The following is a 13,162-nucleotide window of genomic DNA, read 5'->3' on the forward strand; positions in this document are numbered from 1 at the left end:
TTATTTATCCTCCATATCCAGCTGTGAAATTGCTTCTGCTAGCTGTTCTCTACTAATTTGAAAAACGGAAAGTCGTTTTTGTAGTTGCTTTCCATTTGTATACCCAATTTTCAATCGTTCTCCGAGCCTTGTTCTTCGTTCTTTGGAGTTTGGATGACCAATCAACTTTCCTTCTACCAACATATTTAAAGGAATATCCTCTGCTACATCTGTATCAGACTTAGGCGTATAAACACTAGCAAGTGCAAGTCGGATATCTTCGTCTTTTGCATGTTCAATCCCTAGTCCTTTTCCATTTTTGGCAATCGTTTTTTCTTTCGATAAAAATGCATGCTTCACACCTGGCACATGCTCTTCGATAATTGCACGAATCCTTCTACCTGGATAATCCGGATCTGTAAAAATAATGACCCCTCTTTTATCCTGTGCATGTTGTATTTTTATAAGTGTTTCTTTGGAAATAGCCGATCCGTTTGTTTCTATCGTATCTGCATCGACAGCTCGCTTAACAGCAGTTGTATCATCCTTACCTTCTACAACTATTACTTCTTTTATTCGCAAAGGTACTTCCTCTTTTCTACTGTATTACTCCTTATCATAACGCAAAAAAGCTCCCCCTATCAACGAAAGGGAAGCTATACAACATCAATCAAGCACTTTTATACGTACCTTCTTACGTCCAAAATCATATGCTTTAGATTTGGAGGGCATAAATAAGTCAATCTTGTTTCCTTTTATGGCACCACCAGTGTCTCCAGCTACCGCATAACCATAGCCTTCTACCCAAACTTTAGAACCTAGTGGAATTACTTTAGGATCCACTGCAATTACTTTAACATCTGGATTTGACTTTAGATTAATTCCGGTTGTAGTTACACCAGAGCAACCATTACAATAAGCCGTGTATGCGGTCGCTGTTACATAGAAATCTTTTCCTTCGCTAGCTGCATCGGAAGCAGTTTCTCCACGGGATACACTGGCAGTTACTACTTTTGTTCCAACTGCAACCACTTTTTTCGTAGGCTCTTTTGTCACTTTTTCACTGATAACATTACGAGATACTTCTACCCCATTTTCTTTTATCACATCATATGTACGTGAAACAGTTCCTTTTTCGCCTGCTTGCACAACTTTTTCTTTCCCTTTTAATAGCGAGTCATCTTTTTTCGTTTCTACTGCAAAGTTTGTAGCTTCCTCAACTACATCGGTGACCTTTTCTACTCGCACCACTTTTATAACGGAATCTGGAATGACCATTTCTTCCATTTGCCGTTCTACTCGGTCGAATTCATTCAATTGAATGTTATGTTGTTTTAAAAAGTCAGCGACCGTAGTCGAAGTGGACCATACCTTCTTCTCTTCTTTACCATCTAAAAGCGTGACTTCAAACGCTTTTTCAATTGCAATTTTGTTATTCGGTCCAACCTCTGCATCCGCAGCAGGTGTAATAGCATCGTGTTCATTTATTTGAACCTTCGCTTTTGCGAGTATTTCTGAAACTAAATGTTCAGTAGTGTTGATTGTTTGAATTTCACCATCTACTGTAATTTCTATTTGTCTAGCCTGCTCCCACTCAATCTCTAAATTATTTTTGATTGAAGTGTTCACTGAGGGTTGTAAAAAGTCTTCATTTGCAACTACTATATTACGTTGTTTTAGTAGTTCTCCGACTGTATTGGCATGTGTTAATATCTCTTGTTGTTCACCGTTGACTGTTAAAGCAACAGTTTTCTTTGTTCCTTCGAATAAAACGAAAGAAACGACTGCAAGAAACAATAGTAAAGATGCAATAGTTACTAATGTTTGCTTGCTCCTCAATGAATGAAAGAACAGGTTTTTCATGGTATTATTTGACATGAAAAACGCCTCCTTGTTCACTCGAGTGATTATATATAGTACTCGCCGTCTTGTCAACTTTTTATATTTTTTTGCACTATTCAAATACGCTATAAACCGGCTACACCATGAGCATCTTAAGCTTTACATTTATTTATCTATTATGCGAAAGAATTGCTCTGCATTATTCGTTGTTGCTTCCGCTACTTGTTCAATCGTAAGTCCTTTTAAACGTGCAATTTCTTCCGCAACAAGTGGTACAAGCGCAGGTTCATTTCTTTTTCCTCGATGAGGATGGGGCGCCAAATAGGGAGCATCTGTTTCGATTAATAAATGCTCTAGAGGAATCTCCGTAGCTACCTCTTTAGGCTTCCTTGCGTTTTTAAAAGTCACCGGACCTCCAAGTGAAATCTTGAAATTCATGTCGATACATTGTCTTGCTGTTTCGACACTTCCTCCAAAACAATGCATTATTCCACCCGTTAGATAAGCATCTTCTTCTTTTAATATGCGAATAACGTCTTCGGTTGCTTCTCGATTATGTATAATAATCGGTAAATTTACTTTTTGAGCTAATCGGATTTGTTTTCGGAATAATGTTTGTTGAATCTCTATTGGAGATTTATCCCAGTGATAATCCAACCCTGTTTCACCGATTCCTACTACTTTTTCATGTGCAGCAAGCTCTTCAATCCATTTAAGGTCTTCTTCTGTGCAATCGATTGCATCTACCGGATGCCAACCAATTACCGCGTAAATGAATGAATATTGTTCTGCTAGCTTCATTGCTCGTTCGATGGTTTTACGATCAAATCCTACCACAACCATTTTCTTTACGTTTGCTTCTAATGCTCGATCAATGACTTCCTGTAAATCTTCTTCGTATTGATCGGCGTTTAAATGTACATGCGTGTCTATAAACATCCTTTTTCCTCCTTTATTACCACATATATTTTATTGGATGGTATTTTCAAATAGTATTTAACTAAGAATTACAGCTGGTTATCCGCTTCAGGTGGTTCTTTTCTAACCAACATAAGAGATGCGAAGATAAATAAACCTGTCACTTTTGCGACAGGTTTATTTTAACTATTATTTTACTTGTGCGCCATTTTCAAGCTTTTCATCTACTGTAGCTAGTGTTAAATAACCATCTTTTTCACCAGCGAGAATCATCCCTTGGGAAAGTTCTCCTCTAAGTTTTACCGGTTTTAAATTAGCAACAACAATTACTTTCTTCCCAATAAGTTCTTCTGGCTTATAGTGCTTCGCTATTCCTGAAACAACTTGACGTTTTTCATAACCCATATCCAATTGCAGTTTTAATAATTTGTCGGCCTTTGGAATTTGTTCACATTCTATAACAGTAGCTACTCGCAAATCAACTTTAAAGAAATCATCGATTGAAATTTCTTCGGATTGAACTTCCTCTTCAGCTTCTTCTTGTGGTGTTTGCACAGAGCCGCGCATTTGATCACGAATATAAGCTACTTCTACATCTACATCAAGACGAGGGAATATTGGTACGCCAGTTTGAATTACTTCTATTCCCTCTTCAATCACGTGGAAGTTCCCAAGCTTATCCCATTCCAAGTGTTCTTCTGTCAATCCAAGCTGGTTTATCATTTCTTTTGGACTGTTCGTCATAAATGGTTGGATTAGTGTTGCAATTTGACGTAAACTTTCTGCTAAATTGGTCATTACAGCAGCCAACTGACCACGAAGTGCCTCGTCTTTTGCAAGTACCCATGGTTGTGTTTCGTCAATGTACTTGTTAGTACGAGAGATGAAAGCCCACAATTCGCTTAATACAACACTAAACTGCATTTTCTCCATGCTCGCTTCATACTTTTCAATAGTTTCTTTTGCGAATTGCTGAAGAGCTGCATCGAATTCCGTAGGCTCACTTTGAGTTGTTGGAACTTTTCCATTGAAATATTTATTAATCATTGATACCGATCTATTTAACAAATTACCTAAATCATTTGCCAAATCGAAGTTTGTACGTTCCACAAACGATTCGGGAGAAAATACGCCATCTTGTCCAAATGGAAGCTCACGTAGTAGGAAATAGCGTGTTGCGTCTAACCCGTAACGTTCTACTAACATTTCAGGATAAACAACATTTCCTTTAGATTTAGACATTTTACCGTCTTTCATCATGATAAATCCATGTGCAAACACCTTTTTAGGTAGTGGTAAATCTAATGCCATCAAGAAGATTGGCCAATAAATTGTATGGAACCTTACAATATCCTTTCCTACAACATGTACATCTGCCGGCCAATACTTTTTAAACAATGAATCATCTTCCGATAGATAACCAAGTGAAGTAATATAATTCGTTAAAGCATCAACCCACACGTAAATAACATGCTTTGGATCTCCCGGTACTCGAATTCCCCAATCGAAAGATGTCCTGGAAACAGATAAATCCTCTAAGCCAGGCTTAATAAAGTTATTAATCATTTCATTTTTTCGAGACTCTGGTTCAATAAACTCTAAATTATCTTCATAATAAGCTAATAAACGATCTGCATATTTCTTCATATTAAAGAAATATGACTCTTCTTTTACTTTATGAACAGGTCTGCCACAGTCCGGACAGTTGCCATCCACTAATTGGCTTTCTGTAAAGAAAGATTCACAAGGGGTACAATACGAACCTTCGTACTCTCCTTTATAAATATCTCCATTGTCTAAAAAACGTTGAAAGATTTTTTCGACCGTTTTGGTATGACGTTCTTCTGTTGTTTGAATGAAATCATCATACGAGATGTCCATCAATGCCCATACTTTTTTCGCTGCTTCCGCAATTTCATTTACGTATGCTTGCGGCTCCATACCTGCTTCTTGTGCTTTTTCTTGAATTTTTTGACCATGCTCGTCCATTCCCGTAAGGAACCTAACGTCATATCCTCTTAGTCGTTTGTAACGTGCCATTGCGTCGGATGCTACTGTTGTGTACGCAGTACCAATATGAAACTTGCCACTTGGGTAGTAAATAGGCGTTGTTAAGTAAAATGTTTTTTGTTGATCTTTCAATGTAAAAATGCCTCCAATGCGAAAATCTACTTTATATTCTATTCTATCTAAAGGACGTATTTGTTTCAAATAATTAAGAAATCCAATGTATAGTTATACAATAATACTTACCTGACTATTATTAAATAAAACAGTTAATATTTCAAAATAATAACTATTTTTAATTTTATTAATCAAATTTTTATCTATTACTCTATAAAATAGTCATTTTTTTATCATTTAACGCAACTATTTCGGTAATTTAATTATTGACGAAAATGGTAGTACTTGGTATGATTGTATGTATGAAAGTGATTCATGTCGAATAATGACGAAAAATTTGCACTCTTGAGAGGAGAAAAAATATTATGAAATCTACAGGTATTGTTCGTAAAGTTGATGAATTAGGACGCGTAGTTATTCCTATTGAACTTCGTCGTACTTTAGGTATTGCAGAAAAGGATGCACTAGAAATTTATGTAGACGACGACAAAATCATCCTAAAAAAATATATGCCAAACATGACTTGCGCTGTAACTGGTGAAGTATCAGATGACAATCTTCGTCTTGTTGGTGGTAAATTAATTCTAAGCGCTGAGGGTGCGGAATTATTAATTAAAGAGATTCAAAATAACCTAAAATAATAAAAACATCCGTATTCTGTTTTAGAATATGGATGTTTTTAATTAATCTACATGATAATTTTGATAAACTTCTCTTTTTGGCAAACCTCTTTGGATCGCCACTTCTTTAATCGCTTCTTTTGTAGTACATTGCTTTTCCTCTATAATAATGTTCACATGTTCTTCTATACTTAGTTTATCCCACCATGAAACTTCTAATTCATCTATTTGTTCTTTATCATTACCATTTAATACGATACAAAATTCACCACGAATTTCATTTTGCTCTACCCAACTTACCACTTCATCAATAGTTCCTCTTATAAACTCTTCGAACTTTTTCGTCAGTTCTCTAGCTAATACAATTTGACGATCACCATCCATAATGGCTTGCATATCTTTTAAGGAATCCTTTATCCGATGTGGAGATTCATATAAAATAATAGACTCCTGTCTTTTTTGAAGCTGTGTAATTTCCTCCTTTCTTTCTTTTTTATTTCTACTTAAAAATCCATAAAAGAAAAAAGGTTGTGTCGATAAACCCGATGCAATTAATGCACTGAGTGCTGCATTTGCTCCTGGTATTGGAATGACTCCAAAGCCTTCATCCACTGCTTTTGCTGCAATATCTGCCCCTGGATCTGAAATACAAGGTAGTCCTGCATCGCTCACTAATGCTATACGCTTTCCCTGTTTTAATAAGTCTAGTATCTTTTCTCCCCCTGTTTGCTGATTGTGATCATGATAGCTCATAAGTGGCGTCGTTATCTCAAAATAATTACAAAGTTTTTTCGTATTGCGTGTATCTTCTGCTGCTATTATATCTACTTCTTTTAATATTCGAATGGCACGCATCGTCATGTCTTCTAAATTGCCGATGGGCGTTGCAACTAAATACAAACAACTAGTTTGTTCGTGCTCCGTCGATTTCTGAGATTTCATCATCTATTTGCCCTCCCATATAATGAACTTTTTGTTTTCTCGATAATTGCTTAAATGCATATTCTGCTTGCATTGCTTCACGTTTCGTATCGAATATTTCGTTATATATACAGGCAACTGGGCGTCTTGCTCGTGTATATTTTGCCCCTTTTCCTTCATTATGCACATTAATTCTTTTGTCTAAATCATTTGTATAGCCCGCATAATAGGAACCATCATTGCATTCTAAAACGTAGAAAGTATGAATCTTTTCATTCTTTTCCATATAACATCTCTTTTACTTCTTCTGTATATTGCCCATCTTCTCCATATACATATAAGGGTGGTAAAATTTTTAAATCTGGCTTACCGTCTTTGATTGCTTCTATTAATAGTGTATTTGCTTCTTTTCCTTCCTTAGGATAGACAAATCGAATACGCTTAGGCTCTAGTCGATTTGCCCTCATCGCGGTAACGATATCAAGTAATCTCCCAGGGCGATGAACAAATGCTGCTTTTCCACCTTGCTTTAACAGTTCACTTGCGGAAATAACAGCTTCCTCTAGCGTAAGGTGAATCTCGTGCCTAGCAATAGCTAAATGTTCTTTTAAATTTCTCTCACTCGCTTCATGCGCTGGAAAGTAAGGAGGATTGCAAGTGACGACATCATATTTTTCCGATCCAATTTGTGCAGCAATTCCCTTTACATCAGCTTGCTTAATCGTAATTTGCTCAGAAAGTTTGTTATACCCGACGCTTCTTGTGGCCATATCTGCAAGTCTTTCTTGTAATTCAATCCCTATTATTTCTGCTTTCGTTCGGGCACTTAAAAATAAGGGAATCGCCCCATTACCCGTACATAAATCTACAATTTTCCCTCTATTAATCGGTACATATGTATATCTTGATAATAATACAGCATCCAATGAGAACGAAAAAACAGAAGGACTTTGAATAATGCGTAAATCCTCTGCCAATAAATAATCTAGTCGTTCGTCATCCTTTAACCATTGTTCCATAATTGATTCCTCCAAGTATTAGAAAAGCGCAAGCACTATTGTTTGCCTCGAGGGCAGTGCTCTTTCTGCGACGAGCAGTGCACAGGAGAGAGGTGCCCGAGCTAGATCGATACTGAGTAAAAAAGTTTATACTTTCTTACCTTAAAACAAAAGACTGACACCCACTTTTGGAGTGGCATCAGTCAATTGATCATACGTTTTGTTTATTTAAAAATGATAAGCAAAATAGACAATCTTCTTCTTTACGAGAACTTCCAAAATGAACATGACAAACATGGTAGCCTTCTTGATAAAGTCGTGCTAAATTATCATGACCTTCTCCAACGTCCGCTTTGTTTAATTTTTCTTCTCGAACTTTCTCATTTAATGCTTCTTTTTCATGCATTTCATCGAGTCTTTGTCTTAAATGGTTATTCTCTTGTTGTAGCGTTTGACGTTCTTCTACCATTATCGCCACAAATTCTTTTAAAGCTCGAAATTGCAGCTGCGTGGACTCTAATTGTTTTTCAAATTCTATAATTGTATCTAAAAAATTACGGTCCATCACACATTCACCTCATTGCCTTGACCATTGTACCGGATTTTCCGCATGGCTAATAATTTCTTCTAACGTGTAATCTAATACTCTTTGTGGATCATTTAACTCTATACGTAAAACTCGCTCTAAAATATTCATACTTACCACTCTACCAATACCATCCGGCGTTTCAATTTTATCGCCAATATCCGGCATTTGTTCTCTTGCTTCCTCATATTCATCATTTTCATACTTTAAGCAACACATTAAACGTCCGCATAGACCAGATATTTTCGATGGGTTCAATGATAAATTTTGATCTTTTGCCATTTTAATAGATACCGGTTCAAAATCACCTAAAAATGTAGAACAACAAAGCATACGTCCACATGGACCAATGCCACCTAGCATTTTAGCTTCATCGCGCACTCCAATTTGTCTTAGTTCAATACGGGTTCTAAATACAGATGCTAAATCCTTTACTAAATCACGAAAATCTACTCTACCTTCCGCAGTAAAATAAAAAATAATTTTGTTTCTGTCAAATGTATATTCAACATCCACAAGTTTCATCTCTAAAGATCTTTCTAAAATCTTCTCAGTTCCTAAAGCTAAAGCTTGTACAGATTCTAAACGATTTTCATCTACTTGGATACGATCTTTCTCAGTAGATGGTCTTACTACTTGTTTTAAAGGAAGAACAACATCATGCTCTCCTACTTGCTTGATCGGTACGACTACCTTGCCGTATTCAATCCCTCTAGCAGTTTCTACAATCACATAGTCGTCTTTCTCTAACGCAAAATGAACTGGATCAAAATAATATATTTTACCCGCTTTTTTAAAGCGAACTCCTACAACATTATACAAAAGTGAATACCTCCTGCAAGTTTAGCATTAACTGCTCCATCATCAGTGTCCGGTTCATGTTCTTATGCAAGTTTTGTTTTGCATGTAAAATTATTTCTAATTGCTTGGATAATTGCTCATACGTAGTATGTAGAGCAACTTGATTCCAATAATGTATCATATCCGGATAAGTACAGACTGCGACGTTACTTGCTTTTATAGCTACTATATCACGATAAGCGAATAGTAGTAAATCTAATGCTTGTTCTGCTTGTTCCTTTTCTTTGAGCAATGGACCAAAATCTTCATGAATGCACATCAGTGCATCTTGAACACTTTTTCCACTCGCTTCAACCAATTTTAACACTGATTTCCTCGCAAGTCCAAAATGCTCGTCCTTCGACAATTTAATTGCTTCTTCGACTTGATTCGTCATCCGACATACAGTAGAGGCCATAGAATCCGTTATCCCCTCTTCTACAAGTCTTTGTTTTAGGACCGATTGAGGCATGGCTGCTAAACTTAAATGCTGGCATCTAGAACGAATGGTTGGAATTAGTGCATGCATTCTATCGGTTAAAAGTATTGCCGTTATCTCACTTTGTGGTTCTTCTAAAAATTTTAATAATGTATTCGCAGCACTAGCATTCAATTGATCTGCATGATGGATGACATATATTTTACGACCAGTTTCAATAGCTGTTTTACTCATTTCATGGATTAAATCATCTATTTGGCCTCGCTTAATGAATTGACCGTCTGGTTCAATTTCCTTAAAGTTTAGATGATTATTTGATTTTAATCTTTTACAACTTCGACATGTTTCACATGGAACATTTTCAGTAGGATTTTCACATAAAATAAGTTGTACAAAAAATTGCATCACCTTTACTTTTCCAGTCCCTTTTGCACCTTCAATGATATATGCATGCCCTATGCGTTTTTTTTGTATAATCGATTGTATTTGCTTTATTGCCACTGGTTGTAGTTTATCTACAGCTTCAAATGACCAGTTATTCATCTTATCACCTTCTTTTTATCCAATTCCACTTGATTATTTGCAACTTGTTTTCTGTGCTTTGCGAGCGAAAAAGTAAATGTTATAGAGCATTAATAATTGGAGGATACTGAAATGCTAGGTTACCAATATTACATACTTTTTTATCTCTTAAAAAATCCCGTGTCTCGCAGGTGGCGAAAACACGGGAAGTTTACGTGTAAAGGTTAATAAGAAGACCTTTTATTTCTCCAATTTTATCTAATAGATCAATGGAGCTTTTCTCTTGGTCTAAAATCTCTTCGGCTAGTTCCACTAATTTCTCATCAATTGTTTCAACAATCTTTAACTTTCTACCTTCACCAAAACGATTCCATGTATGAGATTGTTTTAATCCCATTCCAAAATCTACGGCTTCCTGTAGAAACTTTCGAATTAGCATTTTAAACTTTGCCATATCACGTAAATTCCTTGATCGTGCAAGACGATCTCCTGCCGTTGATATATCTCCTAACAGTTTAGTTATAGTTTCCGTTTGCATTCTTTGTTCATGTCTAGTAACCATTTGTCCAAAATTCGCAGATCGTGGACCATTCTGCATAGAATCTTTTCTTACCTGATCTAGACCTACTCGTAAGTCTTGATTTATCTTCAATTTTTTCTACCCCTTCCCTCATTAAAAATGATGGAATTGTTCAATCGGTAGAACAAATACTGTAGCTCCTCCAACTTCAACCTCTACTGGGTATGGAATATATGAATCTGCATTTCCTCCCATCGGAGAGACAGGTGCAACCATTTGCTCTCGTGCTCGACAATTATCTCTGATCAATTCTAAAGCTGAAGCTACTAATGAGTCATCTGTACCGATTAAAAAAGTAGTATTCCCAGATCGTAAAAAGCCACCTGTACTTGCTAGTTTTGTCGCTCTAAATTTTGCTTTGGTTAAAGCATTGGACAATCGATTACTATCCTGATCCTGCACTACCGCTACTATCAATTTCATCGATACTCACTCCTTTTGTATTTTCTTCTTTCTATTATAACATGAATTATCTAATTATTTCTAATTCGCCTTTTATTACTTTATATACATCTTCTAATACTGCATCGATTGAACGAGAAGCATCAATTACTTCAATACGTTCTGGATACTGATCAACTAACGATAAATAACCTTCTCTAACTTTTTCGTGGAACGTTAGACTTTCTACATCTAATCGATTTTTTTCGCGATTTTCATGCGCATTTATTCTTGCAAGTCCCACACTCGGGTCAATATCAAAAAGAATTGTTTTGTTTGGCATTATATTACCTATTGCAAACTTATTTATAGCTAGTATTTCTTCTACACCAATACCCCTTGCAAAACCTTGATATGCAAGCGAACTATCTATAAAACGATCGCATATAACTATTTTTCCAGCTTCGATGGCAGGCTGTACTATTTCAACTAAATGCTGCCGTCTTGCTGCCGCATATAGTAAAGCTTCTGTACGACTCTCCATCATTGTATGCTCATTATCTAAAATTATGTTTCTTATTTTTTCAGAAATCATAATCCCACCCGGCTCTCTTGTCATTACAACATCATAGCCCTCTTGTTTTAATTGATCTCCAAGTAAATTCATTACAGTTGTTTTTCCAGCCCCTTCAGGACCTTCACTAGTTATAAAATACCCTCTTTTTTGCACTATTACTCCTCCACTACATATATTAATTTTTCTGAAAGTCGATGTTCTCCTTGAAATACCGCACCCTTTTCCAGCCATTCTTCTAATTCGGTTAGCATAGCCACTGTGATTTTCTCACCTGCTATTAAAAGGGGAATTCCAGGCGGATAGGGAATCACCATTCCTTTTGCTATCCTTCCAATCGCACGTGTATATGGAATCCATTCTCCTTGCATTTCACTCAATACACCTACACTCATATGTAATGTTGAAATAGAATGTTGAATAACTGGTTCGATATCCGCTGGACTATTTGGCAATTCTTTTCTTAATTCATCTACTGCTTGCTTTATACGCTTCCTAATATCTGCAAAAGGATATTCATGCTCTCCTTTTAATAAAGGTAAAATAAATAATACTTGATGTGTATCTGCTAATTCTACATAAATATTCTGCGCTTCAAATGCTTTTTGTACTTGAAAACCAGCATATGCTCCTACTCGTATTAACAGTTTAAGTGGATCGTCTACTTGCACTACTTCCAGAAGATAAATAGTTTCCAACGTATGAATAAATAACTTTCTTCTGTCTATAAAGTGTTTATAGTCTATCTCATTGTATCTAGCGACATAACTTCTCGCATCGTCCAGTGAGGCTAGTAAGAGATAGGATGGACTGCTCGATTGTAGCATTCGCAAATACTTATTTATCGTACTTACTTCAATTAATCTCGAATTAAAATGTAAAAAAGACCCCATCGTTAGTGCAGGTAATGTTTTATGAGCTGATTGAACAACTACATCTGCTCCGTACATTAATGCAGACTTCGGAAATCCCTTATTCACGTGAAAATGTGCCCCATGAGCTTCATCGACTAATACCGGGATATTATTCACATGACACAAATCAATAATATCTTTTAGGTTAGAAGATGCAACACCGTAATAGCTAGGATAGGTTAGTACAACGGCTTTAGCCATAGGATATTGTTGTATCGCTTTATTAATAACATCTGGTGAAACATAAGATGCGGTTTTCGTTAGCTCATCCCATTCTGGTGCTACAAATATAGGCTCGGCTCCAACTAATTCGATGGCGTTAAAAATAGATTTATGAGCGTTTCTTTGTACAATAATTTGCTCGCCAAACTTGCAAGTAGCATAAATCATAGCTAAATTTCCTACAGTTGTTCCATTTACTAAAAAAAAACTTTTCTGCGTTTCATATGTATCTGAAAGTAGCTGCTCTGCTTCTTTAATTGCTTCTTCTGGATGATGATAGTCATCTAATCCACTTAGCTCGGTCAAATCATACCGCATGGTTTCCTTCATTACATTGGGTAAACCTGATAGAAGACCATTTTTATGACCTGGCACATGAAATGAAATGCTTTTTTGTTTATGAAACTTTTCTAATGCTTCTACTAATGGTCGTTTCTCTTGCATTTTATATTACCTCACTAGCTTGTCATATTGTCTAGTTTTATTATACATGAATAGAACATGTTCCTCTTAAATATAGAATTAATATATAAATCTAAACCTTATTATTTCCTAGGTAAAAATAAAAAGAAGTTGTTATCGATTACTCGATAACAACTTCTTTTTTAGTGCCCAGCGACGTCCTACTCTCACAGGGGGAATCCCCCAACTACCATCGGCGCAAAAGAGCTTAACTTCCGTGTTCGGTATGGGAACGGGTGT

Annotated in this window: 15 protein-coding genes and 1 rRNA gene; 1 reads left to right on the forward strand and 15 read right to left on the reverse strand. The window is 36.1% G+C overall.

Translation table 11 applies throughout. The features are described 5' to 3' along the window. The 4 genes from rnmV to metG form a co-directional block, all read right to left on the reverse strand. Positions 1-561, reverse strand: a complete 561-nt coding sequence (gene rnmV / locus BMZ04_RS19835; RefSeq protein ID WP_093276518.1) for a ribonuclease M5 — start codon at positions 559-561, stop codon at positions 1-3. 84 nt (positions 562-645) lie between these two features. Beyond that, positions 646-1,857 (reverse strand): G5 and 3D domain-containing protein, encoded by a 1,212-nt coding sequence (locus BMZ04_RS19840; RefSeq protein ID WP_093276527.1) that lies wholly within the window; start codon positions 1,855-1,857, stop codon positions 646-648. 129 nt (positions 1,858-1,986) lie between these two features. Continuing rightward, positions 1,987-2,760 carry a TatD family hydrolase gene (locus BMZ04_RS19845; protein ID WP_093276533.1) on the reverse strand — a complete coding sequence of 258 codons (774 nt, stop codon included), beginning with the start codon at positions 2,758-2,760 and terminating at the stop codon, positions 1,987-1,989. Between the two features lie 168 nt (positions 2,761-2,928). Next, the gene (gene metG, locus BMZ04_RS19850; protein WP_093276538.1) at positions 2,929-4,881 is read right to left on the reverse strand and encodes a methionine--tRNA ligase; all 1,953 of its coding nucleotides are present in this window, start codon (positions 4,879-4,881) and stop codon (positions 2,929-2,931) included. 347 nt (positions 4,882-5,228) lie between these two features. On the opposite strand from metG, the gene BMZ04_RS19855 reads away from it, so the two are divergent. Then, positions 5,229-5,504, forward strand: a complete 276-nt coding sequence (locus BMZ04_RS19855) for an AbrB/MazE/SpoVT family DNA-binding domain-containing protein (RefSeq protein ID WP_093276543.1) — start codon at positions 5,229-5,231, stop codon at positions 5,502-5,504. A gap of 42 nt (positions 5,505-5,546) precedes the next feature. Here BMZ04_RS19855 and rsmI read toward each other — a convergent pair whose 3' ends face one another. From rsmI to rrf, 11 genes are all read right to left on the reverse strand, one after another. Further along, positions 5,547-6,425, reverse strand: a complete 879-nt coding sequence (rsmI, locus tag BMZ04_RS19860) for a 16S rRNA (cytidine(1402)-2'-O)-methyltransferase (RefSeq protein ID WP_093276594.1) — start codon at positions 6,423-6,425, stop codon at positions 5,547-5,549. Then, complete coding sequence (locus BMZ04_RS19865; RefSeq protein WP_093276547.1) at positions 6,388-6,690, reverse strand: GIY-YIG nuclease family protein; 303 nt, start codon at positions 6,688-6,690, stop codon at positions 6,388-6,390. The genes rsmI and BMZ04_RS19865 overlap by 38 nt, the downstream gene beginning before the upstream one ends. Then, complete coding sequence (locus tag BMZ04_RS19870; protein ID WP_093276551.1) at positions 6,677-7,423, reverse strand: tRNA1(Val) (adenine(37)-N6)-methyltransferase; 747 nt, start codon at positions 7,421-7,423, stop codon at positions 6,677-6,679. The genes BMZ04_RS19865 and BMZ04_RS19870 overlap by 14 nt, the downstream gene beginning before the upstream one ends. A gap of 190 nt (positions 7,424-7,613) precedes the next feature. After that, positions 7,614-7,967 carry a DNA replication initiation control protein YabA gene (gene yabA, locus BMZ04_RS19875; protein ID WP_177184518.1) on the reverse strand — a complete coding sequence of 118 codons (354 nt, stop codon included), beginning with the start codon at positions 7,965-7,967 and terminating at the stop codon, positions 7,614-7,616. Positions 7,968-7,979: 12 nt separating this feature from the next. Further along, a complete protein-coding gene (locus BMZ04_RS19880) occupies positions 7,980-8,810 on the reverse strand; it encodes a PSP1 domain-containing protein (RefSeq protein ID WP_093276561.1) in 831 nt (276 codons plus the stop codon). Further along, a complete protein-coding gene (gene holB, locus BMZ04_RS19885; protein WP_093276566.1) occupies positions 8,803-9,810 on the reverse strand; it encodes a DNA polymerase III subunit delta' in 1,008 nt (335 codons plus the stop codon). The genes BMZ04_RS19880 and holB overlap by 8 nt, the downstream gene beginning before the upstream one ends. Before the next feature lie 190 nt (positions 9,811-10,000). Next, positions 10,001-10,441: a YaaR family protein gene (locus tag BMZ04_RS19890; RefSeq protein WP_093276571.1), complete on the reverse strand. Its 441-nt coding sequence runs from the start codon at positions 10,439-10,441 to the stop codon at positions 10,001-10,003. Positions 10,442-10,462: 21 nt separating this feature from the next. Continuing rightward, positions 10,463-10,792 (reverse strand): cyclic-di-AMP receptor, encoded by a 330-nt coding sequence (locus BMZ04_RS19895; protein WP_093276576.1) that lies wholly within the window; start codon positions 10,790-10,792, stop codon positions 10,463-10,465. Positions 10,793-10,838: 46 nt separating this feature from the next. Next, positions 10,839-11,480: a dTMP kinase gene (gene tmk, locus BMZ04_RS19900; protein ID WP_255368027.1), complete on the reverse strand. Its 642-nt coding sequence runs from the start codon at positions 11,478-11,480 to the stop codon at positions 10,839-10,841. Positions 11,481-11,482: 2 nt separating this feature from the next. Beyond that, positions 11,483-12,904 (reverse strand): aminotransferase class I/II-fold pyridoxal phosphate-dependent enzyme, encoded by a 1,422-nt coding sequence (locus BMZ04_RS19905; protein ID WP_093276583.1) that lies wholly within the window; start codon positions 12,902-12,904, stop codon positions 11,483-11,485. Between the two features lie 166 nt (positions 12,905-13,070). Continuing rightward, a 5S ribosomal RNA gene (rrf, locus tag BMZ04_RS19910) occupies positions 13,071-13,162 on the reverse strand; the annotation flags it as partial.

The organism is Psychrobacillus sp. OK032 (assembly GCF_900111345.1).
Taxonomy (GTDB): Bacteria; Bacillota; Bacilli; order Bacillales_A; family Planococcaceae; genus Psychrobacillus.

What these genes read in the sequence shown, in the direction of transcription:
- BMZ04_RS19840 (WP_093276527.1), bottom strand. Translation starts at nt 1,857, where the DNA reads ATGTCAAATAATACCATGAAAAACCTGTTCTTTCATTCATTGAGGAGC.
- BMZ04_RS19845 (WP_093276533.1), bottom strand. Translation starts at nt 2,760, where the DNA reads ATGTTTATAGACACGCATGTACATTTAAACGCCGATCAATACGAAGAA.
- BMZ04_RS19855 (WP_093276543.1), top strand. Translation starts at nt 5,229, where the DNA reads ATGAAATCTACAGGTATTGTTCGTAAAGTTGATGAATTAGGACGCGTA.
- rsmI (WP_093276594.1), bottom strand. Translation starts at nt 6,425, where the DNA reads ATGAAATCTCAGAAATCGACGGAGCACGAACAAACTAGTTGTTTGTAT.
- BMZ04_RS19865 (WP_093276547.1), bottom strand. Translation starts at nt 6,690, where the DNA reads ATGGAAAAGAATGAAAAGATTCATACTTTCTACGTTTTAGAATGCAAT.
- BMZ04_RS19870 (WP_093276551.1), bottom strand. Translation starts at nt 7,423, where the DNA reads ATGGAACAATGGTTAAAGGATGACGAACGACTAGATTATTTATTGGCA.
- yabA (WP_177184518.1), bottom strand. Translation starts at nt 7,967, where the DNA reads ATGGACCGTAATTTTTTAGATACAATTATAGAATTTGAAAAACAATTA.
- holB (WP_093276566.1), bottom strand. Translation starts at nt 9,810, where the DNA reads ATGAATAACTGGTCATTTGAAGCTGTAGATAAACTACAACCAGTGGCA.
- BMZ04_RS19895 (WP_093276576.1), bottom strand. Translation starts at nt 10,792, where the DNA reads ATGAAATTGATAGTAGCGGTAGTGCAGGATCAGGATAGTAATCGATTG.
- BMZ04_RS19905 (WP_093276583.1), bottom strand. Translation starts at nt 12,904, where the DNA reads ATGCAAGAGAAACGACCATTAGTAGAAGCATTAGAAAAGTTTCATAAA.